The 24,786-nt window shown below is 69.0% G+C and carries 23 protein-coding genes; 10 read left to right on the forward strand and 13 right to left on the reverse strand.

Features of this window, described 5'->3' with window-relative positions; all coding sequences use genetic code 11:
- From ACWEO7_RS31735 to ACWEO7_RS31745, 3 genes are all read right to left on the reverse strand, one after another.
- Positions 1–587, reverse strand: a 587-nt coding sequence (locus tag ACWEO7_RS31735; RefSeq protein ID WP_452428694.1) for a lytic transglycosylase domain-containing protein, incomplete at its 3' end; no start/stop codon positions are given.
- 138 nt (positions 588–725) lie between these two features.
- The gene (locus ACWEO7_RS31740; RefSeq protein WP_452428695.1) at positions 726–1,376 is read right to left on the reverse strand and encodes a DUF1003 domain-containing protein; all 651 of its coding nucleotides are present in this window, start codon (positions 1,374–1,376) and stop codon (positions 726–728) included.
- A 37-nt stretch (positions 1,377–1,413) separates the two neighbouring features.
- Positions 1,414–2,694 (reverse strand): magnesium transporter MgtE N-terminal domain-containing protein, encoded by a 1,281-nt coding sequence (locus ACWEO7_RS31745; protein WP_452428697.1) that lies wholly within the window; start codon positions 2,692–2,694, stop codon positions 1,414–1,416.
- A gap of 63 nt (positions 2,695–2,757) precedes the next feature.
- Here ACWEO7_RS31745 and ACWEO7_RS31750 point away from each other — a divergent pair, with 63 nt between their 5' ends.
- From ACWEO7_RS31750 to ACWEO7_RS31760, 3 genes are read left to right on the forward strand one after another with little or no spacing between them, the layout of a single operon-like run.
- The gene (locus tag ACWEO7_RS31750) at positions 2,758–3,714 is read left to right on the forward strand and encodes an HpcH/HpaI aldolase/citrate lyase family protein (RefSeq protein WP_452428699.1); all 957 of its coding nucleotides are present in this window, start codon (positions 2,758–2,760) and stop codon (positions 3,712–3,714) included.
- A gap of 12 nt (positions 3,715–3,726) precedes the next feature.
- Complete coding sequence (locus ACWEO7_RS31755) at positions 3,727–4,218, forward strand: general stress protein (protein WP_039800517.1); 492 nt, start codon at positions 3,727–3,729, stop codon at positions 4,216–4,218.
- A gap of 3 nt (positions 4,219–4,221) precedes the next feature.
- Positions 4,222–4,803: a suppressor of fused domain protein gene (locus ACWEO7_RS31760; RefSeq protein ID WP_452428700.1), complete on the forward strand. Its 582-nt coding sequence runs from the start codon at positions 4,222–4,224 to the stop codon at positions 4,801–4,803.
- A 12-nt stretch (positions 4,804–4,815) separates the two neighbouring features.
- On the opposite strand, the gene ACWEO7_RS31765 is transcribed toward ACWEO7_RS31760, so the two are convergent.
- Complete coding sequence (locus ACWEO7_RS31765) at positions 4,816–5,907, reverse strand: magnesium and cobalt transport protein CorA (protein WP_452428740.1); 1,092 nt, start codon at positions 5,905–5,907, stop codon at positions 4,816–4,818.
- A 75-nt stretch (positions 5,908–5,982) separates the two neighbouring features.
- On the opposite strand from ACWEO7_RS31765, the gene ACWEO7_RS31770 reads away from it, so the two are divergent.
- The 4 genes from ACWEO7_RS31770 to ACWEO7_RS31785 all read left to right on the forward strand — a co-directional run bounded on the left by ACWEO7_RS31770 (position 5,983) and on the right by ACWEO7_RS31785 (position 10,396).
- A complete protein-coding gene (locus ACWEO7_RS31770) occupies positions 5,983–6,837 on the forward strand; it encodes a PHP domain-containing protein (RefSeq protein WP_452428702.1) in 855 nt (284 codons plus the stop codon).
- Positions 6,834–7,100, forward strand: coding sequence for a hypothetical protein (locus tag ACWEO7_RS31775; RefSeq protein ID WP_452428704.1), 267 nt, complete (start codon positions 6,834–6,836; stop codon positions 7,098–7,100). The genes ACWEO7_RS31770 and ACWEO7_RS31775 overlap by 4 nt, the downstream gene beginning before the upstream one ends.
- Positions 7,101–7,151: 51 nt before the next feature.
- Positions 7,152–8,693 (forward strand): FAD-dependent oxidoreductase, encoded by a 1,542-nt coding sequence (locus ACWEO7_RS31780; RefSeq protein WP_452428705.1) that lies wholly within the window; start codon positions 7,152–7,154, stop codon positions 8,691–8,693.
- Positions 8,694–9,199: 506 nt separating this feature from the next.
- Positions 9,200–10,396, forward strand: a complete 1,197-nt coding sequence (locus tag ACWEO7_RS31785; protein ID WP_452428707.1) for an NAD(P)-dependent malic enzyme — start codon at positions 9,200–9,202, stop codon at positions 10,394–10,396.
- A gap of 55 nt (positions 10,397–10,451) precedes the next feature.
- Here ACWEO7_RS31785 and ACWEO7_RS31790 read toward each other — a convergent pair whose 3' ends face one another.
- Genes ACWEO7_RS31790 through ACWEO7_RS31805 form a run of 4 tightly spaced genes read right to left on the reverse strand, consistent with a single transcriptional unit; the run spans position 10,452 to position 13,881 of the window.
- Positions 10,452–11,120, reverse strand: coding sequence for an ABC transporter permease (locus ACWEO7_RS31790; protein WP_452428709.1), 669 nt, complete (start codon positions 11,118–11,120; stop codon positions 10,452–10,454).
- Positions 11,117–11,785 (reverse strand): ABC transporter permease, encoded by a 669-nt coding sequence (locus ACWEO7_RS31795; protein ID WP_452428711.1) that lies wholly within the window; start codon positions 11,783–11,785, stop codon positions 11,117–11,119. Before ACWEO7_RS31795 ends, ACWEO7_RS31790 begins: the two co-directional genes overlap by 4 nt.
- A gap of 49 nt (positions 11,786–11,834) precedes the next feature.
- Positions 11,835–12,983, reverse strand: coding sequence for an ABC transporter ATP-binding protein (locus ACWEO7_RS31800; protein WP_452428713.1), 1,149 nt, complete (start codon positions 12,981–12,983; stop codon positions 11,835–11,837).
- Between the two features lie 13 nt (positions 12,984–12,996).
- Positions 12,997–13,881, reverse strand: a complete 885-nt coding sequence (locus tag ACWEO7_RS31805; protein ID WP_452428741.1) for an ABC transporter substrate-binding protein — start codon at positions 13,879–13,881, stop codon at positions 12,997–12,999.
- A 242-nt stretch (positions 13,882–14,123) separates the two neighbouring features.
- Here ACWEO7_RS31805 and ACWEO7_RS31810 point away from each other — a divergent pair, with 242 nt between their 5' ends.
- The 3 genes from ACWEO7_RS31810 (at position 14,124) to ACWEO7_RS31820 (ending at position 17,687) form a co-directional block, all read left to right on the forward strand.
- Positions 14,124–15,014 (forward strand): glycine betaine ABC transporter substrate-binding protein, encoded by an 891-nt coding sequence (locus ACWEO7_RS31810; protein ID WP_452428714.1) that lies wholly within the window; start codon positions 14,124–14,126, stop codon positions 15,012–15,014.
- A gap of 480 nt (positions 15,015–15,494) precedes the next feature.
- Complete coding sequence (locus ACWEO7_RS31815; protein WP_452428716.1) at positions 15,495–16,193, forward strand: PadR family transcriptional regulator; 699 nt, start codon at positions 15,495–15,497, stop codon at positions 16,191–16,193.
- Between the two features lie 12 nt (positions 16,194–16,205).
- A complete protein-coding gene (locus tag ACWEO7_RS31820; RefSeq protein WP_450021085.1) occupies positions 16,206–17,687 on the forward strand; it encodes a DHA2 family efflux MFS transporter permease subunit in 1,482 nt (493 codons plus the stop codon).
- 105 nt (positions 17,688–17,792) lie between these two features.
- Here the strand turns inward: ACWEO7_RS31820 and ACWEO7_RS31825 are convergent, their stop codons facing one another.
- The 5 genes from ACWEO7_RS31825 to ACWEO7_RS31845 form a co-directional block, all read right to left on the reverse strand.
- Positions 17,793–19,430, reverse strand: coding sequence for a molybdopterin-dependent oxidoreductase (locus ACWEO7_RS31825; protein ID WP_452428718.1), 1,638 nt, complete (start codon positions 19,428–19,430; stop codon positions 17,793–17,795).
- Positions 19,431–19,566: 136 nt separating this feature from the next.
- On the reverse strand, positions 19,567–21,360 hold the full coding sequence (locus tag ACWEO7_RS31830; protein ID WP_452428720.1) for an AMP-dependent synthetase/ligase: 1,794 nt from the start codon (positions 21,358–21,360) through the stop codon (positions 19,567–19,569).
- 119 nt (positions 21,361–21,479) lie between these two features.
- On the reverse strand, positions 21,480–22,397 hold the full coding sequence (locus ACWEO7_RS31835) for an alpha/beta hydrolase (RefSeq protein WP_452428722.1): 918 nt from the start codon (positions 22,395–22,397) through the stop codon (positions 21,480–21,482).
- Between the two features lie 21 nt (positions 22,398–22,418).
- Positions 22,419–23,249, reverse strand: coding sequence for an SDR family NAD(P)-dependent oxidoreductase (locus ACWEO7_RS31840; RefSeq protein WP_450021093.1), 831 nt, complete (start codon positions 23,247–23,249; stop codon positions 22,419–22,421).
- Complete coding sequence (locus ACWEO7_RS31845; protein WP_452428724.1) at positions 23,246–24,775, reverse strand: flavin-containing monooxygenase; 1,530 nt, start codon at positions 24,773–24,775, stop codon at positions 23,246–23,248. The genes ACWEO7_RS31840 and ACWEO7_RS31845 overlap by 4 nt, the downstream gene beginning before the upstream one ends.
- Positions 24,776–24,786 lie beyond the last annotated feature (11 nt).

Genomic DNA, 24,786 nt, shown 5'->3' on the forward strand with positions numbered 1-24,786 from the left:
CACAAATACTTCCCCGCCGCCAACGCCGCATCGAACACATTGTGCGGATCGGCCACCCCGTCCCCGTTACCATCCGCCGCATACACCCCCCACGTCCCCGGCAAGAACTGCATCGGACCCACCGCCCGCGCATACCCCCCCTCCGCCGCCCTGATCACCTCATTACCCGGCAAACTCCCATCCAACGCCGGACCGAAGATCGGCGTCACCGTCGTGCCCGCCGCATCCGTACGCCCACCCCCCGCATGCCCCGACTCGATCCGCCCGATCCCCGCCAGCAAACTCCACGACAACCCACACCCCGGCGTCGAGGACGCCAACGCCAACTCCGCATTCCGATACGCCGCCAACACCACCTCCGGAATCCCCAACGCACCCCCCACCCCAGGCAACAAAAACTCCTGCAACGGCACCGCACCCGCGAACGGCGCCACCCCCGGCGTCACCGCCCGCAACCGCCGCGGCCCCTCCGCCGCCACCGGCAACAACCCCACCACCCGCGACTCGGCGTTCGCCGCCGCCGCCAACACCTCCGGCACCCGCGACGCCGACACCTCCACCGGAGACTGCGCCCCCGAACCACTCACCACCACACCAGCAACAACCAAAGCCGAGACCGTTATCGGAGCAGATACACGCATTCGGCCACACCCAATCCTCGACGTCGTGGGAGCGGCCGTCCGGGACATCCCCTGCCCAGGCCGCTCTGGACAACGTTGTCCAGGTTACCCACCAGTCAGGTCCTTATTCGGTATTTCCGGTTGATCACTGGTTACCGACGGTGAAACCGATGCCGGAGCGGGCTTTCGGCCGAAGCTTTTCTTGCGGCCGCCCTTTCCGGCGCTGTCCGTCCGGCTCTCCGGATCCGGGGATTCCACGGACTCCATGCGGTCCAGAATTTCTTTCAGCTCTTCCAATTCCCGGCGCAGGTAATCGCGCGTGGCCACTTCGCCGACCGCGATGCGCAGCGATGCGAGTTCCCGGGCCAGGAACTCGGTGTCCGCCTTGGTCTGAGCGGCCCGCACCCGGTCCTCCTCCAGGGCGACCCGGTCCCGGTTGTCCTGCCTGTTCTGCGCCAACAGGATCAGCGGCGCCGCGTAGGCGGCCTGCGTGGAGAACGCCAGGTTCAGCAGGATGAACGGATACGGGTCCCAGCGCAGCGCGACCACGAAGATGTTCACCAGGATCCAGACCACCACCACGATCGTCTGGACCGCTAAATACCGACCGGTCCCTAGGAATCGCGCCACCCGCTCGCTGCTGCGGGCCAAAGCCTCGGCGTCCCACTCCAATCGGAACCGGCTTTCCACCGGCGTCTCCAGCCGTTGGCGGGCCCTGCTGTGACCGAGCCGCGCGCCCGGGTCGTTCTCGCTCACGGTGTGTCCTTTCGGGCGTGCGCGGGGTCGTGCGGGCTCACGCTCCGCCCCGTTCGTCGGTCTCTTCCTGGTCGCGCCAGTCCTCGGGCAGCAGGTGGTCGAGGACGTCGTCGACGCTGACCGCGCCGAGCAGATGGTTCTCCTCGTCCACCACCGGTCCGCAGACCAGGTTGTAGGTCGCGAAGTACCGGGTCACCGCGGCCAGGGGCAGTTCGGGGCGCAGCGTCGACAGATCGGTGTCCAGGATCCCGCCCACCAGGTGGGCGGGTGGTTCGCGCAGCAACTGCTGGATGTGCACCGAACCGAGGTAGCGGCCGGTCGGCGTGGCGGTGGGCGGACGGACCACGAACACCATGGAGGCCAGCGCGGGAGTGAGGTCCGGGTTGCGCACCCGCGCCAGCGCTTCGGCCACCGTCGTGGACGGGGTGAGAATGACCGGCTTGGGCGTCATCAGGCCGCCCGCGCTGTAAGGGGAGTGCTCGAGCAGCCTGCGCACGGGTTCGGACTCCTGCGGGTCCATCAGGGCGAGCAGCGATTCGGCCTCGCCCTCGGGCAGTTCGCCCAGCAGGTCGGCGGCGTCGTCGGGGTCCATCGCCTCCAGCACGTCGGCGGCCCGGCGCACCTCCAGGTGGCTGAGCAGCTCGACCTGCTCGTCGTCGGGCAGTTCCTGCACCACGTCGGCCAGACGTTCGTCGTCCAGCGCGACGGCCACCTCGATCCGCCGTTTCTCCGGCAGCTCGCGCAGTTGCTGTGCCACGTCGGCCGCGCGCATGCCCTCGAACCGTTCGAGCAGTTGCGTCACGTCCTGTCCCGGCCTGCCGATCTCGTGGGGCGTCAGGCCGGACACCCTGGTCCAGTCCACCACGTGCACCGTGCGCCTGCGGCCCAGCCTGCGGTGACCGCGCACGGCCACCCTGCTGACCTGCCAGTCCCTGGAACGGGCCTGTTCGATGCCGAGATCGGTCACGTGGACGTCCACGCCGGCCAGGTCGGGCAGGTCCGGGTCGTCGACCCGCACCACCGAGTCGACGATCTGCGCCAACGCGAGCATCTCCCCCGGCCGCTGGGTGAAACGGCGCAGGCTGACCGTTCCCGTGTTCAGCGTGACCACGCCGGGCTCGATCGCGGTGATCCGCAGGATCGGCACGAAAATGCGCCGCCGGGTGGGCAGTTCGACGACCAGGCCGTGCACGCGGGGCTGCTGGCGGTCGGACCGGACGGCCACGACGACATCACGAATCCGGCCGATAGACTCCCCGTCCGGTCCCAGTACCGCCAAACCGGCCAGCCTGGCGACGTACACCCTGGTAGCTGCCATGCTGCCAAGGCTAGATGTTCGCGGGCGGGTGTTCGCATCCCGCCACGATCGACGGGAGTGATCATGAAGCCACGCCGTTCGGTGCTCGCGTGCCCGGGCAGCAACCCGAAGATGATCGAGAAGGCCAAGACCTTGCCCGTCGACGAGGTGTTCCTCGATCTGGAGGACGCGGTCGCGCCGGTCGCGAAGGCCGAGGCGCGGGCGAACATCGTCGCGGCGCTGAACGACTCCGGGTGGGGAACGCAACTCCGGGTGGTCCGGGTGAATGACTGGACCACCGAATGGACCTACGCCGACGTCATTTCCGTGGTCGAGGGCGCGGGCGCGCGGCTGGACGCGATCCTGCTGCCCAAGGTGACCGACGCGGGCCAGGTGCGCGCGCTGGACCTCCTGCTGACCCAGCTGGAGAAGACCTGCGGCCTGGACGTCGGACGGATCGGCATCGAGCCGCAGATCGAGAACGCCGTAGGACTGCGCAACATCGACGGGATCGCCACCGCGAGTCCCCGGGTGCAGACCCTGGTCTTCGGCCCGGCGGACTTCATGGCCAGCATCAACATGCGCACGCTGGTGGTCGGCGAACAGCCGGAGGGCTACGACACCGGCGACGCCTACCACCACATCCTGATGACCATCCTGCTCGCCGCCCGCGCCCACGGCCTCCAGGCGATCGACGGCCCGTACCTGCAGATTCGGGATGTGGATGGCTTCCGCCGGGCCGCCGCGCGCACGGCCGCGCTCGGGTTCGACGGCAAGTGGGTGCTGCACCCCGGTCAGATCGAGGCGGCCAACGAGATCTTCAGCCCGCGGCAATCGGACTACGACCGCGCCGAGGAGATCCTGGACGCCTACGCCTTCCACACCTCGGCGGCGGGCGGCGCCCGCGGCGCGGTGATGCTCGGCGACGAGATGATCGACGAGGCCAGCGCCAAGATGGCCCAGGTGATCGCGGAAAAAGGCCGCGCCGCCGGAATGACGCGCACCACGCGTTTCACACCACCGCGGGATGCGTCGGAATAGCAGAATGGAACTATGACGAATCCCTTAGGGAACTCGAGCCGTGCGCGGCAGGCCCTCCCGACGCCTCCGTCGGGCTGGCCGGTCGGCTCCTACCCGACCTACGCCGAGGCGCAGAAGGCGGTCGACTACCTGGCCGACAACCAGTTCCCGGTGCAGGACGTGACCATCGTCGGTGTCGACTTGATGCAGGTCGAGCGGGTTCTCTACCGGCTGACCTGGGGCAAGGTGATCGGCGGCGGCGTGGTGTCGGGCGCCTGGCTCGGCCTGTTCCTCGGTCTGCTGCTGAGCCTGTTCACCACCAGCGGGGCGCTGGGCCCGCTGATCGTCGGCTTGGTCGGCGGCATCATCTTCGGCCTGATCTCGACCTCGATCCCGTACGCGGCGACCAGGGGTCAGCGCGACTTCGCGTCCACCATGCAATTGGTGGCGGGCCGCTACGACGTGCTGTGCGATCCGAAGTCGGCCGAGCAGGCACGGGACATGCTCGCGCGGCTGGCGATCTGACGCATGGAAGAGCTGGAGACGGTCCGCACCGAGGTGCTGGGCCATTTCGGCGTGGACGCCGCGAACGTCGACGCCGCGTCGGTCACTTTTCTGGGCTTGGAGCCGATCGAGATCCTGCGCATCGTCGAGGACGATCTGGTGCACTACGTGACGTTGGGCGGCAGCAGACATCCCATGGGCGATCCGACCGCGGTGCACGCCGACCCGGTGCGCGGCCCGCGCGCGGAACTCGTGCTGACGTTGCGGTCCGGTGTGGGCGCCAGCTCGGGCCTGGCCAAGTCGCTCGGCGTGCTCGCCGCGGCGCCGGTCGTGGAAGGTGTTGTGCTGCAAGCGGACGCGCTGCTGGATCTGGGTGAGCCGATGTGGCGCGATGCGCCGTTCACCGCGGTTCTGCTCGGTGAAAGCGACATTCCCGCGGTGCCGCTGCCGGACCCGGCCGAGCCGGTGCGGTACTTCGCGGTGACGCCGGTGACCGCGACGGAGGCGGCATGGGTCCGGGTGCGGGGCGCGCAGGCATTGCGGGAGGCCTGGCAGGAGGCGGGCATCGATGTGCGCGACCCGAGGCGCGGCGCCGCCAGCTTGTGATGCCTCGCCCGGCTACAGCCACTTGTTGCGGCGGAAGGTGAAGAACAAGCCGGTGCAGATGGCGAGGATGAGCACCCACACCATCGGATAACCCCAGACCTGGTGCAGTTCGGGCATGTGGTCGAAGTTCATCCCGTAGATGCCCGCGATCATCGTCGGCACGGCCGCGATCGCCACCCAGGCCGATATCTTGCGCATATCCGTGTTCTGTTGCACGCCGATCCGGGCCAGCGCGGCGCTGATCAGCGCGCTGAGCGCCTCGTCGAAGTCGTTGATCCGCTCGGCCACGGCGGCGTGATGCTCGGCGACATCGCGCAGATAGCGCCGGACCTCCTTCGGCACCGGCAGATCCGGCTTGCGACTGAGCTGTTCCAGCGGGGCGGCCAGCGGATTCACCGCGCGCCGCAGCTCGACCACCTCGCGCTTGAGCTGGTAGATGGATTCCACCGTGACCTTGCTGCGCGGGGTGAAGATCTCCTCTTCCATCTCGTCGATGTCGTTCTCGACCGACTGGGCCACTTCGATGTAGGAGTCCACGATCCGGTCGGCGATCGCGTGCAGCACCGCGCCCGGTCCGAGGGCCAGCTGTTCGGGGTCCTCCTCCAGCGCCTTACGTACCTCGGCCAGGCCGGAATGCTCACCGTGGCGGACGGCGACCACGAAGTCGGGCCCGGTGAACACGACGATCTCGCCGGTCTCCACGATCTCGCTGACGCTGTTCATCTCGTGCGGCACATAGCTGACCGTGCGCAACACCAACAGCAGCGAATCGTCGTAGCGCTCCAGCTTCGGCCGCTGGTGCCGCTGCAGGGCATCTTCCGTCGCCAACTGGTGCAGCCGGAACGTCTCGGCGATGTCGGCCATCTGCGTCTCGTCGGGATCGTGCAGGCCCACCCAGACGAATCCGTTCGGCTGCTCGCGGGCCCGCGCGAGTGCGGCCTTGTGGGTGAACCGTCCGGGCAGACGCTTGCCGTCTACGTACACGGCGCAGTCGACGATCGCCTGCGCCGTCGGAACCGGGATGAACCGCTGCTCGGACTGCGACGGCGTCCGGCCGGATCCACGAAGCGAGGAAAGCGGAGAAAAGGACGGCACGCTGACGATGCTACGTCGCCGCATGCCGGCGGAACGTCGCCTGCGCGTGCGGAGAGACGGCGCAGCACTGTAAGACTTGAAGGCGTGCGCATCGACCTGCATACCCATTCGACCGCGTCCGACGGCACCGATACTCCGGCGGAACTCGTACGGAACGCGGCCGCGGCGGGCCTGGGCGTCGTCGCGATCACCGATCACGACACCACGGCCGGATGGGCGGAAGCGGCCGAGGCGCTGCCGAAGGGGCTGACGCTGGTCCGCGGCATGGAGATGTCCTGCGTCGGCCTGGGAGAGGATGGCTGGCCGGTGCCCGTACATTTGCTGGCCTACCTGTTCGACCCGGCCCATCGCGGCTTCGCCGAGGAACGCGAGCGGCTGCGCGCCGAACGGGTGGAACGGCTGCGCGCCATGGCCGAGCGGATGGCGGCCGACGGACTGCCGATCGATCCCGACGCCGTGCTGGCCTCGGCGGGGGCGTCGGCCGGGCGCCCGCATCTGGCCCGGGCGCTGGTCGCCGCGGGCGTGGTGCCCAGCGTGGACGCGGCGTTCGACGAATTGCTCGCCCCGCACGGTCCCTATTACGCCGAGAAGGCCGACACCCCGCTGCGTCGTGCGGTGCAGATGATCGCCACCGCGGGCGGAGTCAGCGTGCTGGCGCACACCAGGGCGCGCAAGCGGGGCAGGCTGCTCGCCGTCGACGACATCCGGGAGCTGGCCGCGCTCGGGCTCGGCGGCCTGGAGATCGCGCACCCGGACCACTCCGCGGCCGACCGCGAGCTGCTCACCGATCTCGCCGCGGAACTCGGCCTGCTCACCACCGGTTCATCGGACTATCACGGCACCAACAAGACCATCCGGCTCGGCGAGTTCACCACCGACGCAACGCAATTCGAGAAGCTGGTGGGCAAGGCCTCCGGCGTGCCGGTGATCGCCGCGTGAGATTCGTGCGCGGCCTCAGCGGCATCGTCGCCGGTGGCGTCGTGGTGGGCATGCTGGTCGTGGTCGGCGCCGCGGTCATCGCGCAGCGGCGCGGCTTCCCCGGTCCCGGCGCCGAATCGGTCGCCTGGCATGTGGCGGCCGCGGTGGTCGCCCTGGTGGCGCAGATATATTCGGACCGGCATCGTGGTTCGGCCGCCTTTGCCGGTTCGATGATCGTTTTTCTGGCTGCTGGACTATTGCTGTGGACGCAATGGTGGAGCTGACTCCCGAGTTTTGGTTGCGGGCCGATGAATTGTGCCCGAACATTTTTCTTTATGACCGAACTCGAGACGGATGTACTGGTACTCGGCGGTGGTCCCGCCGGTACCTGGGCGGCCGTCTCGGCCGCCGCGGCGGGCGCCACCGTGGTGCTCGTCGACAAGGCGCGCTGCGGGTCGAGCGGGCCGACCGCGTACGGCGCGATCTCGCTGTGGCACCTTCCGCCCGGCCCGGCGCGGGACGAGGCGGTCCGGCGCGGGCACGCGCACGGCGGCGCGCTGGGTGATCCGGACTGGATGCACCGCGTGCTCGAGGAAAGTCATCAGCGGGTCGAGCAATTGGCCCGCTGGGGCTATCACATCGCCAGTGACCCCGTGGGTCCGGCCAGGCGGCGCAGCTATCTCGACGGCGCCCGCTACCTGCGGCGAATGCGCCGCGCGGTGCGGGAAGCGGGGGTCCGGGTACTCGATCATCACCCGGCGTTGCAACTGCTGGTCGACCGCGACGGCGTAGTGCGCGGCGCCACCGGACTGCGCCCCCATGACGGGTTCGGGCGCTGGACCGTGCGCGCGGGTGCGGTCGTGGCGGCCACCGGTGGCTGCGCGTTCCTGTCCGGGGCGGCGGGCACCGACGTGGACACCGGCGACGGTCTGTTGTTCGCCGTGGAAGCGGGCGCCGAGCTGTCCGGGATGGAATTCTCCTGCGCTTATAGCCTGATTCCGCCAGGGAAGGCCGAGCCGACCGCGCTGCGGAATCTCGCCTTGCGGTTCGCCCCGCTCTACGACGAATCCGGCGTCGAGCTGCCCGGGCATCGCTCGGCGGCGCTCGCGGCCATCGCCGATGGTCAGCGGGTTTTCGCCGCCCTGGACGACGTACCGGTCGCCCTCCGGTCCCGGCTGGCGCGCCATGGCTTCGTCGACCGTGCCGAACGGGTGCCGCTGCGCGCGGTGCTGGAGGGCACCGTGCGCGGCACCGGCGGACTGCGCGTCACCGGACCGGAGTGCGCGACTACCGTCGCGGGCCTGTTCGCCGCGGGCGACGTGGCCAGTCGTGAGCCGCTTACCGGCGCGGTGAGCGGATTCGGCGGACTGAGCGCGGCGTGGGCGATCGCTTCCGGCGTCTGGGCAGGCGCGGGCGCGGCGAAATTCGCCCGGACGACGGACCGGCGTGCCCCGGCGCGCGAGGTGCCAGGAGCCGGGCTCAATGCCGTGGCGCGGATCGATCCGAGGGCGGTGGTCGGCCTCGTCCAAGAGCACACTCTGCCGTTGCGGCGCAGCTACTGGCGCAGCGCGGGCAGTCTGCGCGACAGCATCGGCGAACTCGACGGCATGTGGCCAGGGGCGGAATTCGACCTCGGCGGCAGCGGCGCCGACCTGCTGCGGGCCCGGCAGGCCGCCGCGCTGCTCGCGGTGGCGCGCTGGACCAAATACAGCGCGCTGACGCGCACGGAGAGCCGCGGGATGCACCGCAGGACCGATCATCCCGGCGCGTCCGACACCTGGCGGACGCGGCTGATGTCCGGTGGCGTGCGCAGCGTGTGGGTGCGCCCGGACGCGCCGAGGGCGATGCCGGAGCAGCCCCGCGATATCGTCGCTTGACAGTGCGCCGCCGGACGGTGCCCGGCCCACTCGGACTCACACCGCCGCCGCCCCGAGCGGTGCGATCGCTCACCGCGTGCGCCTGCTGAACGGGGAGTTTCCGCTTACCTGAGGGTAATTCCCGCCCCCTAACGTTGGGTGATGGAGCGCGACACGGCCCAGGGTGTAACCGGCTTGGCAACTTGCCTACCGGACTGGCAGAATGTGTCGGATTCCTTGCCTCCGCCACCGCCGGGTGAGGGAATCACGGAGGTCTCCGCCTCGCCGACGTACCGTCGCGACCCGCGAGATCACACCGCACGTTCTGTCCGGGCGCACCCGCTCGGTTCTGCTTCGCGGATCAGTGCCGCGCCCGCCATCGAGAACTCGGCAAGTCGCGTCCGCCGCTGGCAGCCAGCTCGAAACGCACCGGTCAGCGCACCCGATGAGCGTTGTGAAACCCCTTATATCCATTACCCGGTGGTAACCGTCCCCCGGTTTAGCCAGACCCGAGCAGGAGTGAAATCGTGTCACCTGTGACTGATGCACCGAATTCCACGGCAAGCTTGTCCGAAATCACAAACGAAGAAATTTTCGCCGGACATCTCGGCGGCAAGCTCTCGGTCGAACTCAGTGCGCCCCTGGAGACCCAGCGCGATCTGTCGATCGCCTACACCCCGGGCGTCGCCCAGGTCAGCCGCGCGATCGCGGAGGACGAGGCGCTGGCCAAGCGCTACACCTGGACCGATCGGCTCGTGGTCGTGGTCAGCGACGGCACCGCCGTGCTCGGCCTCGGTGACATCGGCCCGCGCGCCTCGCTTCCGGTGATGGAGGGCAAGGCGGCGCTGTTCAAGAAGTTCGCCGGGCTGGATTCGATCCCGATCGTGTTGGACACCAAGGACGTCGACGCGATCGTCGAGACGCTGATCCGCTTGCGGCCGAGCTTCGGCGCGGTGAACCTGGAGGACATCTCCGCGCCGCGCTGCTTCGAGATCGAGAGGCGCGTCATCGAGGCGCTCGACTGCCCGGTGATGCACGACGACCAGCACGGCACCGCCATCGTGGTGCTCGCCGCGCTCAACGGCGCCGCCAAGGTGCAGGGCCGCGGCATCGAGGGCCTGAAGGTCGTGGTGTCCGGCGCGGGCGCCGCCGGTGTCGCGTGCACGAACATCCTGCTCGCCGCCGGGGTCCGCGACGTGACCGTGCTCGATTCGAAGGGCATCGTCGGTGCCGACCGCGGCGACCTCAACGAGGTGAAGGCCGAGCTGGCCACCCGCACCAACCCGCGCGGCCTCACCGGCGGCGCGGCGGAGGCGCTGGCGGGCGCCGACGTGTTCCTCGGCCTGTCGGCCGGTCTGATCGCCGAGGAGCTCATCGCGTCGATGGCGCCGGAGGCGATCGTGTTCGCCATGTCCAACCCGGACCCGGAGATCCACCCCGAGGTGGCCCGCAAGTACGCCGCGATCGTGGCCACCGGCCGCAGCGATTTCCCGAACCAGATCAACAATGTGCTCGCGTTCCCCGGCGTTTTCAAGGGCGCGCTGGACGCGGGCGCCCGGCGGATCACCGAGGGCATGAAGATCGCCGCCGCCGACGCCATCCTCAGCGTCGTCGCCGACGAACTCGGCCCGGACAAGATCGTGCCGAGCCCGCTGGACCCGCGGGTCGCTCCGGCCGTCGCCGAAGCGGTCGCCGCCGCCGCCCGCGCCGAGGGCGTCGCGTAACGCCATCGCACGCCGGCACAAGGGCGCCCGATTCGACCGCGAATGGGCGCCCTTGTCAGCGACGCAACCGGCCGGTTCCCGGTGCACTGGCCCATACCGCGAAGGCCAGCAGCCCGTCCAGCAGCATCGCCAGCACCGCCACCAGTAGCGCGCCGACCAGCACGCGGTCGTAGCGGTAGAGGCTGATGCCGTCGAAGATGTAGCGGCCCAAGCCGCCGAGGTTGACGTAGGCGGCGATCGTCGCGGTGGCCACCACCTGGAGGGTCGCGCCGCGCAGCCCGGTGAGCAGGATGGGCAGCGCGTTGGGCACCTCGACTCGGAACAGGATCTGCCGTTCGGTCATGCCCATGGCGCGCGAGGCGTCCACGACGTCGGCGGGAACGTTCGCGATTCCCGCGTACGCGCCCGCGAGCAGCGGGGGGATGCCGACCGTGATCAGTGCCAGCAGCGGCGGAATCAAGCCGAGGCCGAGCAGCAGCACCAGGAAGGTCAACAGGCCGAGGGTGGGCAGCGCGCGCATGGCGTTGGCGAAGCCGACCAGCACCGCCGCCCCACGCCGGGTGTGGCCGATGCTCAGGCCGAGCGGTACGGCGATCCCCGCGGACACGGCGACGGTCAGGAAGCTGTACCAGAGGTGCTGGACGATGCGGCTCCCGATGCCCGACGGACCGCTCCAGTTGGCGCCGTCGGTGAAGTAGTGCCAGGCGTCGAGGAAAAGGTTCATGCCGCAGTGCCTTTCGCCCTGACGGTCCCGGCGTCGGCGCGCACCCAGGGCGTCGACCAACGGCCCAGCGCGTACACCACCCGGTCGGCGACCAGCGCGAGCGCGAGCGTCACGATGATGCCCGCCATGATCTCGTCCGGATAATCGCGCTGGTAGCCCTGGGTGAACAGTTTGCCGAGCCCGCCGACGCCGATCAGCGCGCCGACCGACACCATCGCGATATTGGTCACCACCACGACCCGCAGACTGGATACGAAGACCGGCACGGCAAGTGGCATATCCACGGTGAGCGTGCGGCGCAGCGGGCCGTGGCCCACCGCGTCGGCCGCGTCGAGCACCGTGGCGGGCACCGAGTCCAGAGCCGCCGGGACCGCGATCACCAGCAGCGCCGTGGAATAGATGGTGAGCGCGATGATCACGTTCAGCGGATCGATGGCCGAGATGCCGACCAGCGGAGGAATGATCACGAACAGCGCCAGCGACGGAACGGTGTAGGCCAGGCTCGCGGCGGTCACCGTGACCCGGCGCAGCCACGCCGCTCGCCGCACCAGCGCGCCGACCGGGACCGCGATCACCAGGCCCAGCAGCAGTGGCACCAGGGCGAGATAGAGGTGGGTCGCGGTGATTCCCATGATCTCCGAGAAGTTCTCGATGAGGTATCTCATGCCGCTCTCCGGATCCCGGCGCGCACGACGCCGTCTCGCTCACGTCCGTTCACGGCACTTGTTCTTCGAAGAAGTGCCGGTTGCGTTCGGCGTCTTCGTTGGCGCGCTGCCCGGCCAACTGCTCGAGCACCTCGGTGGCCAGCACTCCGCCGCGTACCGCGCCGGCGCCGTCGACGGCGACGCCGATTCCGGATGGCGAGGAGATCGCGGCGTCCAGCGCTTGGCGCAGGTCGCCGGACGGGGTGAACAGCGAACCGCCCGCCGACATGCTGTCCGATAGTGCGCGGCCCGCGCGGAATCCCTCGACACCGGTGACGTCCATCCAGCCCACCGGCTTGCGGTCGGCGTCGACCACCAGCGCCCACTCGCCCGCGTCGAGTCGCAGTTCGCGCACCTCGTCCGTGACCGCCGTCCGGATGTCGTGCAGCGGAATATCATTCGCGGACCGGAAGGACAATCCGCGGTAACCGCGGTCGCGGCCGACGAAGTCGGCGACGAAATCGGTAGCGGGCTGGGCGAGCACGCGTTGCGGCGCGTCGTACTGCTGGAGCACTCCGCCGCGTCCGAACACCGCCACGCGATCGCCGAGCGTGATCGCCTCATCGATGTCGTGCGTCACGAACACGATGGTCTTGTGCAATTCCGCCTGCAACCTTTGCATTTCGACCTGCAATTCGGCGCGCACCACCGGGTCGACGGCGCTGAACGACTCGTCCATCAGCAGGACCGGCGGGTCGGCGGCCAGCGCCCGGGCCACGCCAACGCGCTGCTGCTGACCACCCGACAGCTGCGCCGGATACCGCTGCGCCAGCGAGCGATCCAAGCCGACCCGGTCGAGTACCTCGAGCGCCGCGGCACGGGCGGCCCGGCGCGAGTCACCGCGCAGGACCGGAACGGTCGCGACATTGTCGACGACCGTCCGGTGCGGCAGCAGTCCGCCGCTCTGGATGACGTACCCGATCCCGAGGCGCAGCCGGACCGGGTCGACGGTCGAAACATCCTGCCCGGCGATGGTGATCGTCCCAGAGCTGGGCACGATCATGCGGTTGATCATTCGCATCGAGGTCGTCTTACCGCAGCCGGAAGGCCCGACGAACACGGTGAACGACCCGGACTCGATGTGCAGATCCAGGTCGGTGACGGCGTGCGTGCCGTCCGGATACGTCTTGCTGATACCGGAGAATTCGATATCGGACACCGAATCTCCCTCCCTAGCCGACCGGCTTGTTCAGCCCCTTGGCGGCGACCCAGGCCGCGGCGGCGGCCTTCGGCTCGGTCTTGCCGGTGCCGGAGACCGCCTCGTTGAGCTTGATCAGTTCGGCGGTGGTCAGCTGCGCGGATACCGCGTTCAGCGCCGCGAGCGCCTTGTCCGACTTCTTGCTCGCGTTGAGCAGCGGCACCACGTTCTGCGCGGGGAAGTTGTGCTTCGGGTCGTTCAGCACCACGAGGTCGTTCTGCGGGATGGCGGGCGAGGTGGTGAAGATATCGGCCGCGGTCACCTGGCCATCGACCAGCGCCCGAACCGTTGCGGGACCCCCGCCGTCGGCGATCGGCACGAAATTGCTCGCCGCGACATCCAGGTTGTAGTTCTTCTTCAGGCCGGGCAGACCGCCCGCACGCTCCTGGAATTCGGCGGGTGCGCCGAATCTCACCTCGGCCGAGTGCGCGGCCAGGTCGGCGATCGTGCTCAGGTTCCAGCGCTGGGCGGTGGCGCGGGTGACGACGACGGCGTCCGAGTCCTCGCCGGGCGCGGGCGTGCCGATCGCGAGATCGGAACCGAGCGCCTTGCCCAGCGCGCTGTTCACGTCGGCCGCGCTGGTGGCGGTGGCGTTCTTGTCCAGGTACTGCAGCAGATTGCCGGTGTACTCGGGGACCACCGAAATGGCGCACTTCCGCAAGGCGGGAAGGTAAGCTTCGCGGCTGCCGATGCCCAGCTTGGTATCCACGCTGAAGCCGTTCGCGCGCAACACTTCCGCGTACACCTCGGCGATGGTCTCGGACTCGGGGAAGTTCGCCGAACCGACGGTCAATCCGTCTCCCGAACAGCTGCCGCCGGTGGCGAGTGGATCGGAATCGCCACAGGCCGCCAGGGCCATCGCGACGGCGAGGGCGGTCGCGGCGGCGAGGATACGGGCGCCGCGCAGTGCGACGTGCGCGGCGGGGTGCCGGTGCGCGGCGGCACCGGGGGTGCGGGTGGATTTCACGAGAGTCCTTCCGACAGGACGGCGGGCGCGGTCTCGGCACCGAGCGGCCGCCGGTACATTCTGGGTGTCCATACTGCCCGCTTCCGGGTTTTTCTGTTGGCCGTGTCGAGTCGTCGGAGAGTTGGTGTCGCCGGATGGTGTTGGCCGCGTCACAGCGGGTGCTGGCTCGGTTGCTGGTCGTCGCTTCCGTCGCGCTGGTCGTGTCCTGCGGGAACGACGAGCCGCAGCCGTCGATCACGGTCGGCGCGGGTGACTCGATCGAGTCCTCCGTGCTCGCCGAAATCTATGCGGGCGCGCTGGCGCGTACCGGTGCGCGGACCGCGGTGGACCCGAGGCTGGGCAGCCGCGCGGACTACCTCGCCGCGCTCGATGCGGACCGGGTCCAGGTGGTCGGCGAGCATTCTGGGGCGTTGCTGAGCTATTTCGATGAACACTCGACGGAGCGACTGCCGAAACAGGTAGCGGACGCGGTGAGCGCTGGGCTGCCCGAAGGTCTGGTCGTCTCCGATCTCGCCGATGGCACCGATCTGCGCCCCCGGGTATTGCTCGCCGCCCAAGCGGCGGCACAGGACAAGGTGCGTTCGGTGCGCGACCTCGCTCCCCGCTGCGGTGGGCTGACCGTCGGCGTGGCGGCCACGCCCGGCCTGCTGCCGCCCGCCGGGAGCGATCGCGTCGCCGGGTGCGACTTCGCCGCCACCGTGGCCTTCCCGGATCCGGCCGCGCTGCGGAAAGCGCTGTTGGAGGGTCGGGTTCAGGCCGGCCTGCTCGGCGGTCCCGCCGAACTGGCGCCCGGCGCGACCGAGGGATTGGCCGTGCTGTCCGATGACGAGTACGCCGTGCGAGCCGAGAACGTGCTGCCGCTGTTCCGCAAAGGACTGCTCGACCAGCGGCAGATCAAGAAACTCAACTACGTCGCGGGCGAACTGACGACCGACGAGCTGGCGGCCATGATCCGGAATGTCCGGGACGACGGCGCCGCACCGAGTGACGTCGCGCGCGCCTGGCTGGACAAGCACTCGTTGTAGGCGTGACCCCGTACGGCGTTTGCCGTCGTCGGCCGGGACTGCCGAGTCATAAGCTCGCGTCCTTTGCTGTCGGGAATCGAGCGATAGATGTCGTATCCGACACTGCCGCCGGTTGCGAGTCCCGGCATAGGCTGGTTGAGCAGCCACTACACCCTCCCGCACAGCAACGGCGCTGGAGAGGGTCGCCGACGTCGTCGGCCTTCGGCGGGAGCCGAAATCGAGGCCATCGAGAAGTCACATCTCGATGGCCTCTCGTCGTGTACGGGCCGGGTGATCGGGAACGCGATACGCGAGGCTGTGAACTGTGGGGGTCATCACGGGTCGCGGTGTCTTGTCCGCAGGCTGTTCCGCGCCGTATATTCCAGGTGGAATATTTAGCGTGGAGCATGTCGGGACCGGGCGATAGCGTGCCGGGCGGCGGCAGGCTCGCAGCGTCGGCGGCCGAAGGCCGAGACGACCGAGTGACGGAGGTGAACAAGCATGGGGCAAGGGCAGGCGCATCCGTCGGTGACGCCGTTGGCCATCGCCGTGCTCGCACTGCTGGAGGAGCGGCCCATGCATCCGTACGAGATGTTCCAGACGCTGATCGCCCGGCGGGAGGACAAACTGGTCAAGGTGCGGCCGGGCTCGCTGTACCACACCGTGTCCCGCCTGGCCGACCAAGAATTGGTGCACGCCGAGGGCGTCGACCGGTCGGGCAACCGGCCCGAACGCACCACCTACCGGATCACCGGGCGCGGCAGGGAGGCGTTGCGCAACCGGATCGCCGAGATCGTGCGGCGACCCGTTCCGGAGTATCCGATCTTCCCGGTGGCGCTGGGCGAGTTGCACAATCTGCCGAAGACGGAGGCGCTCACCCTGCTGCGCGAACGAATCGGCGTGCTGGAGACCGAACTGGCCGATGCCGACATGCTGAGCGCCTGGGCCGAGGAGCACGTCGTTCCCCGCCGCTACTGGATCTCCCTGCCGTATCTGCGGGCGATCCTCGCCGCCGAACTCACCTGGGTCAAGGAGTTCACCGCCGAATTGGCCGGCGGCGCACTCGAGTGGGAGGACTTCGACCCCGTGACCGGCGAACGCTCCGCGGCCGAACCGGCCGCCGACACCCCGGTGTCGCTGCCGGTGCCGCCCGGCGCTGTGGCGACCGCCGACCCGAGATTTTCGGATCATCCGAGTTAGGAAACGAAACAGATGTCCACACAACGCAATCCGTGGCTGGCGCTGGTCGCGCTGGTCGTCGGCTTCTTCATGATCCTGCTGGACATGACGATCGTGGCGGTCGCCAATCCCGCGATCATGACCAGCTTGCACGCCGACATCTCCCAGGTGATCTGGGTGACCAGCGCCTACCTGCTCACCTACGCGGTGCCGCTGCTGGTCACCGGACGGCTGGGTGATCGATTCGGCCCCAAGAACATCTATCTCATCGGCTTGGCGGTGTTCACCGCCGCGTCGCTGTGGTGCGGTCTGTCCGGCACCATCGGCATGCTGATCGCGGCACGCGCCGCCCAGGGCATCGGCGCCGCGCTGATGACGCCGCAGACCATGGCCGTGATCACCAGGACCTTCCCGCCCGACCGGCGCGGCGCCGCCATGGGCCTGTGGGGTGGCGTCGCGGGCCTGGCGACGCTGGTGGGCCCGATCCTCGGCGGTGTGCTGGTGGACGGTCTCGGCTGGGAGTGGATCTTCATCGTGAACGTCCCGGTCGGCGTCGTCGCCTTCGCGTTGGCCGTCTGGCTGGTGCCCGCGCTGCCGACGCACGAGCACAAGTTCGACATCCCCGGTGTGCTGCTCAGCGGCGTCGGCATGTTCCTGCTGGTGTTCGGCATCCAGGAGGGCAACACCTACGACTGGTCGTTGCGCATTTGGCTGCTGATCGGCGCGGGCTTGGTGGTGCTCGCGGTGTTCCTGGTCAACCAGGCCAGGAACAAGGGCGAGCCGTTGCTGCCGCTGAGCCTGTTCCGTGATCGCAACTTCGCGCTGTCCAACGCCGCGATCGCCGCGATGGGTGCGGCGGTGACCTCCCTGATGGTGCCGACGTACTTCTACCTGCAAGCCGTGCGGGAGCTGTCGCCGACCAAGTCCGCGCTGGTCTTCGCGCCCATGGCGATCGTGACCGGTTTCTCCGCCCCGCTGGTCGGCAAGTTCGCCGACAAGCTGCACCCGCGGATCGTGCCCACCATCGGCTTCGGCTTGTTCGCGCTGTCGGTGTTCTGCTTCGCGGCGCTGATGAAGCCGGACTCGTCGCTGGTCTGGTTCCTGGTGGCAGCGGCGCTGGCCGGTTTCGCCAACGCCTGCATCTGGGCTCCGCTGGCGTCCACCGCCACCCACAATTTGCCGGTCCAGCTGGCCGGCGCGGGCGCCGGTGTCTACAACACCACCCGCCAGGTGGGCTCGGTGCTCGGCAGCGCGGCGATCAGCGCGCTGGTGGCGGCCAGGATGACGGCGAACGGCCTGGGCGGCGGCCCGGTCGCCGAAGGAGGCGCGGGTCGGGGCCCGCTCCCGGAGTTCGTCAAGGATGCCTTCAGCACCGCCCTCGGCCAGTCCGCGCTGCTCCCCGCGGCCGTCCTGCTGATCGGCGTCGCCGCCTCGGTACTGTTCATCCGCCACGGCGAGTCCACCCCGCCGCGGCTCGAGAAAGAACGGGTCGAGGCCGACGCCGTAGCGAGCTGACCGCCGAAATCCCATGCCCCGCAGAAGAGAATTTTTCTGCGGGGCATGTTTCGTCAGCGTGCCGGCACGCCCTACTGCTTGGCACTACGCGACCAGCCGAAAGGGTCAACCCACGCTGACTGTGACCGAGGGGTAGCCGGTGGCGCCGTCGGGGATGACGTCGCGGCGTTCGGCTGTTTGGGTTTCACCGGTGCCGTCGGTGGCGCGGGCGCGGAGGGTGTGCGGGCCGGAGGTGGCGTCCCAGTCGAAGACCCACTGGCGCCAGGTGTCGATGGACTGCTCGTCGGAGAGGCGGGCCTGCTGCCAGGGGCCGTTGTCGATTTGCACTTCCACGGCGCGGATGCCGCGATGCTGTGCCCACGCGACTCCGGCGACGGGGATGCGGCCCGGCTGGAGGCGGCCGCGGGCACGGGGAGTGTCGATGCGGGTGCCGGTCTTGATCGGGCCCACCGCCGACCAGCCGCGGCGGGTCCAGTACGCGGTGGCGCGGTCGAAGCGGGTGACTTCCAGTTCGGTCACCCATTTGGTGGCCGAGACGTAGCCGTAGAGACCGGGCACGACCAGCCGGGCTGGATACCCGTGCCGCACCGGCAGCGGTTCGCCGTTCATGCCGACCGCGAGCAGCGCGTCGCGTCCGTCGGTGAGCACCGCCAGCGGCGTGCCCGCGGTCCAGCCGTCGGCGCTGTGCGAGAGGACCATGTCCGCGTCGGGGTGCGGTCCCGCCTCGGCGAGCAGCTGATCCACGCGGTAACCGAGCCAGCGCGCGTTGCCGATCAGGTCGCCGCCTACCGGATTCGACACGCAGGCCAGCGTGACCAGGTGTTCCTCCACCGGGCGAAGCGCCAGATCCGCCCAGGTGAGCCGGATCTCGCGGTCGACCATGCCGTGGATCCGCAGCGACCAGCCGTCCCTGGACACCTGCGGCACGATCAGCGCGGTGTCGATCCGGTAGAAATCGTCGTTCGCGGTCAGGTACGGCGTCAGTCCCGGGACACGAAGGTCCACGCCGGGCGCGACCGGCTCGGCGGGCGCCGACGGCTCCGGCAACCGCACGGCGGCTCGCTCGCCGGAAACGTCGCTGCGGCGGGCGCCGAGCACCCGTCCGCCGATTCCGGTCACCGCGGCCAGCCCACCGGCCATGAGCAGCCCCCGCAAGACTTGCCTGCGCTCCGAAGTCCCGGTGGCGGGTGAGGCCTCACTTGCCTCGGTGTGCTCGGTGTGATGATCTCCGTCGGCAGAAGCCGAACCTTCGGACACGGTTCGAGCAGGGGCGGCCGACGATGCCGTTCCCGCGTGCCTCGCACCGGACGACTTGTCGACCGCCGCGTCGATGCGACGGGTCAGCGCTCGCAGCGAGTAGATGCCGACGGCGACGCCGACGACGGTCGGCAACGCGGCGGCGAGACCGGTGCGCGCCACCGCGACCCATGCGGTGATCACTCCGAACACGACGAACAACCACGACCCGGCGGCACGGGTGGTCCGCTCGATCGCTCCGGCCACGCCGGCGACCAGGACGGCGATCACGCTCATGATCAGGTACAGCGCGGCCTTGTCGTTGGTGCCGAAGGTGGCGATGGCCCATTCCCGCACACCGTCGGGCGTGTGGTCGACCACGGCCGAACCGAGAAGGTGCAGCGGCGCGCTGTCGGGGCCGAGGAAGGCCGCGAGCAATTCGGCGACACCCAGCGTGAGGCCCGCCGAGACGATCCCGGCCACCACACGCAGTCGCAGATCGGCCATGGCATCGAGACTACTGCCGGTCGGCCGCCGACCCGGCTCGGTCCGGCATCCGCGACAGTGCACTGATCGTCGTGGACGGACCCGGACACGCGAAAGGCGCTGCCCGCGAACCGGACAGCGCCTTTCAGCGATCGGTTCAGTTGTAGATGTTCGCCACGTCGTCGGCGTGCTGCTTCATCACGACGGCGCGCTTGAGCGACATCTTCGGGGTGAGTTCGCCGGTCTCCTGGGTCCAGTCGATGGTCAGCAGACGGATCTTCTTGATCTGCTCGGCTTTCGACACGTTCTTGTTCGTCTCGGCCACCGCCGCGTTCACCTCGGCGAGCAGATCCGGGTTCTCGATCAGCTTCTCGATGGGGGTGTCGGCGGGCAGGCTGTTGCGTTCCTTCCAGCCGGGCAGCGCCTCCGGGTCCAGCGTGATCAGCGCGCCGATGAAGGGCTGGCCGTCGCCGACCACCATCACCTGGCTGATCAGCGGGTGCGCCCGCAGCGAGTCCTCCAGCAGCGCGGGGGAGACGTTCTTGCCACCGGCGGTGACGATGATCTCCTTCTTGCGGCCGGTGATGGTGATGAAGCCGTCATCGTCGATGGCGCCGAGGTCACCGGTCTTGAACCAGCCGTCCTCGAACGCGTCCTCGGTGGCCTCCGCGTTGCCCCAGTAGCCGCTGAACACGACCGTGCCGCGCAGCAGCAGCTCGCCGTCCTCGGCGATCTTGGCGGCTTGGCCCTCGATCGGACGCCCGACCGAGCCGACCCGGATGTGCTCCGGGGTGTTGACCGCGATGGCCGCGGTGGTCTCGGTGAGGCCGTACCCCTCGTAGATGGTCACGCCGACGCCGCGGAAGAAGTGGCCCAGTCGCGCGCCGAGCGGACCGCCGCCGGAAACGGCGGCCTCGCACTGGCCGCCGAGCGCGGCGCGCAGCTTGGCGTACACGAGCTTGTCGAACAGCGCGTGCTTCAGCTTCAGCGCCAGTCCCGGTCCGCCGCTGTCGAGCGACTCGCTCCACGCGATCGCGGTATCGGCCGCGGCGTCGAAGATCTTGCCCTTGCCGCCGTCATGGGCCTTCTGCTTGGCGCTGTTGAACACCTTCTCGAACACCCGGGGCACCGAGAGGATGAAGTGCGGCTGGTAGCTGCCGAACTGCTCGACCAGGGTGGACCAGTCGGCGGTGTGCGCGACGACCACCTTCGCGTCGAACGCGGCCAGCGCCACGGCGCGGGCGAAGACGTGCGCCAGCGGCAGGAACATGAGGGTTTTCTTGCCCTCGGTGACGTACTTGTGCAGCGCGATCCGATCGGACTTGGACTCCGCGTACAGGTTCGCGTGGGTGAGCATGACGCCCTTCGGGCGGCCCGTGGTGCCCGAGGTGTAGATCAGGGTGGCCGGCGACTGCGCGCCGACCTGCGCGCGGCGGTCGTGCACAGCCTGGTCGTCGAGGTCGGCGCCGCGGCTGAGCAGTTCGTCCACCGCGCCCTTGTCGATCTGCAAGATCTCCCGCAGGTCGGGCAGCGCCCCGGCTTCGATCTCGTCGATCACCTTACGGTGCTTGTCGCTGTCCACGACCAGCAGCTTGGTGGCCGAGTCCTGCAGGATCCACTTGGCCTGCTCGGCGGCGGAGCTGTCGTAGATCGCGACGGTGCAGCCGCCCGCAGCCCAGATGGCGAAGTCGAGGACGGCCCACTCGTAGCGGGTGGGGGCCATGATGGCGACGCGATCGCCGAGTTCGAGACCCGAGGCGATCAGGCCTTTCGCCACCCCGGTAACGGTTTTCGCGAACTCCGCGGCGGTGACGTCCAGCCAACCGCCACTGCCGTTCGGCACGTTGAACAGCACCGTGTTCGGCGACTGCTCGGCGTGGCGGAAGACGTTGTCGGAATTGTTCGCGTCATCCGGAATGGTGTAAGAAGCCGGGACTTCGAACTCTCGCATCAGTGCCCTTCCACGTGGGTTTACTCGCCAGTAATCTACGACACCTGCGCCGGGCCCGTGAGGTCGACCACCGCCAATCGCCTCCGTACATCACCGCAGGCTGGGGACCCGCTCGAATTTCATCCTAGTTCGCGCAGGTCCGCCGGTTGAATCGCTTCGCGCAGGAACTCGGCGAGTTCGCACAGCGCGGCCGCTGCGGGCGCCGCCAGCGCGGCCTGCAATTGAGCGACGTGCCACAAGCCCTTGCTCTCGGTGCAGCGCACGTGTACCCCCGCCTCGCGCAGCGCGGCGACCAGCGCGACGCACTGCCGGTGCAGCAGTTCGCTGACGTCCACCTGCACGTAGGTCGGCGGCAGGCCGCGCAGTTCGCCGGTCAGGGGTGCATAAGCCGGGTCGGCGGAATCGCCGTCGCCCAGATAGGCGGCGGCGCAGGCGCGTGACCAGGGCCTGTTGATAACCAGATCGCGGTCCCGCTCCGGGATCTCGTTCGGGTCCGCCCACGGCGCGATCAGACCGAGCGCGGCCGGGGTCTGCCCGTGCCGGGCGATCAGTCGCTGAGCCAGCGCGAGCGACAGACCGCCGCCCGCGGAGTCACCGGAGACGGCGATCTGGTCCGGCCGCAGTCCCGAGGTCGCCACCAGCTCCAGGAACGCCGCCTCGGCGTCGTCCAGGGCCGCGGGGAAGGGGTGCTCCGGCACGAGCCGGTAGTCCAGCACGTAGACCGCGCAACCGACGTCTCGTGCCAGCCGGGCCGCGAGCGAGCGATGTGTCGCGACCGAGCCGACCGCGTATCCGCCTCCGTGGAGATAGAGCACGGCGCCGTGCTCGGAGGTGTCCGCGAAATCGATCCGCTCGGCGGGCCTGCCGCCCAGGTGCACGGGCCGCACGACAGCGCCGGCGGGCAGCAACTGCGCCCGCGAAGTCACGTCGAGCAGCCTGCGCTGCACCGTGAACGGCAATCGCTTGTTCAGCGTGACCCGGAAGATCGGATTCAGTACCGCCCGCGCGAGGGGCAGTGGCAGGTCGATGTCCCGCATTCGTCGTTCCTCGAATCCGGGTCAGGGCAGGAAGCGGCGCTCGACATTGGCCGCGATCCGCTGGTAGCCCGACGCGGTGACCCGGACGAACAGGTCCAGCAGTTTGGCCTCCCAGCCGATCAGCACGCGGCCGTGCCCCTTGCGCACGCCCTCGACGATGGTCTGCGCCGCCATCTCCGGGGTGTGTATGGCCAGCTTGCGGTCGAACATCGTCGCGGCCGACTTGGCGTCGATGCCCTCGGCGTAGGTGGCGTTGCGCGCGACCGCGGTCTTGATGCCGCCGGGGTGCACGCAGGTGACCTTGACCGGGTGTCGCGCGACGAGCATCTCCTGGCGCAGCGACTCGGTGAAGCCGCGCACCGCGAACTTCGCCGCGTTGTAGGCGCTCTGCCCGGGAATCGCGATGAGGCCGAAGAGGCTGGACACATTGACGACGTGGCCGTCACCGGACTCGATGACCATCGGCAGGAACGCCTTGGTGCCGTTGACGACGCCCCAGAAATCGACGTCCATCACGCGCTCGAAGTCCTTGTACTCCGAGCGGATGACCTCGCCGTGGTGCGCGATGCCCGCGTTGTTGTAGACCTGGTGCACCGTGCCGAAGTGCGCTTTCACGGCGTCGGCGTAGAGGATCACCGCTTCGCGTTCGACCACGTTCAGCCGGTCGGACTTGACCTCGGCGCCGAGCTGTTCGCAGCGGCGCACGGTCTCGTTCAAACCGTCCACGTCGATGTCCGACAGTGCCAGTTTGGCGCCGCGCCGGGCCAGATTCACCGCCAGCGCACGGCCGATCCCGGAACCCGCTCCGGTGATCACACATACCTTGTTCTCGAAGTAAGCGTCACTGCTCACGATGCCACTGCTTTCAGGTCGGCCTGGGAAATGGAGATGTCGTACGCCGCCACGTCGAATGTCTTGGTCAGCCTACGGAATTCGAAAGTGAAGTCCGGCCACAGCGTGGTGTTGTTGCCGTGCTTGTCCAGGTACCAGCTCGAGCACCCGCCGGTCAGCCAGACGCTGCCCGCCAGCTTCGCCTGCAGGTCGGCGTTATAGGCATCCTGCACGTCGCGGCGCACCTCCACGGTACGCAGGTCGAGGCGGTCGATGGTAGCCAGTGCGTCGGCGATGTAATTGATCTGAGATTCGATCATGTACACCATCGAGGTGTGCCCGAGGCCGACGTTCGGGCCGAGCAGGAAGAACAGATTGGGGTAATTGGCGATCGCCGAGCCCTTATAGCCCTGCTGGCCGATCTCGTCGAACACTTCCGACAGGGTGCGACCGTCGCGGCCCGCGATCGTGTCGTAGGTCGGCGAGTCGGTGACGTGGAATCCCGTCGCCACGATCAACGCGTCGATCTCGCGCTCGGTGCCGTCCTCGGTGACGATCGAGTTCGCGCGCACCTCGGCGATGCCGTCGGTGACCACGTCGACGTTGGGGCGCGACAGCGCGGGGTAGTAGTCGTTGGAGATCAGCATGCGCTTGCAGCCGATCCGGAAATTCGGCGTGACCTTGGCACGCAAGTGCGGATCGCGGATCTCGTAGCGGAGTTTGGCCTTCGCGATCGCCTCGAACAACTGCATCAGGGCTGGCACCTTGGCCAGGCCGACCACCTGGGTCTCGCGCGCGGCGTAGATGGCCGCGCGGGATAGTCGCTGCAGACCCGGCACGTGCTTGAAGGCCAGTCGCTCGGCCTTCGTGTACGGGCGGTCCAGGCGCGGCAGCAGCCACGGCGCCGTGCGCTGGTAGACGTCCAGATGGCCGACCGTCGGGGCGATGGCAGGCACGATCTGGATCGCCGAGGCGCCGGTGCCGATGATGGCGACCCGCTTGCCGGTGAGGTCGGCGTCGTGGTTCCAGCGGGCGGAGTGGAAGATCTCGCCTTCGAACTCGCCGATGCCTTTGATGTCCGGCAGCGCGGGCTCGCACAGCGCGCCGACCGCGGAGACCACCGTGTTCGCGGTGAAGCTGCCTTTGGTCGACTCGATCTCCCAGAGCGCGGTCTCGTCGTTCCAGCGGGCGCTGGTCACGTCGCAGTCGAAGATGTGCTTGTCGCGCACGTCGTAGCGCTTCGACACGTCCTGGATGTACTGCTGGATCTCGCCCTGCCGGGAGAACGACCGCGACCAGTTCGGGTTGAGGGCGAACGAGTACGAGTACAGGTGCGAAGGCACGTCGCAGGCCGCGCCGGGGTAGGTGTTGTCCCGCCAGGTGCCGCCGACGTCGCTGCCGCGCTCCAGCACGAGAAAGTCGTTGCGACCCTGCTGGGTCAGCCGGATGGCCAGACCCAGGCCCGCGAACCCGCTGCCGATGATGATCGTCTTGGCATGGCGCGCGGGTCGGGCGGCGACAGCTTTGTCTGTAACCTTGCGACTCATGTAACCGAGCC

It is taken from the genome of Nocardia sp. NPDC004260 (assembly GCF_053603155.1).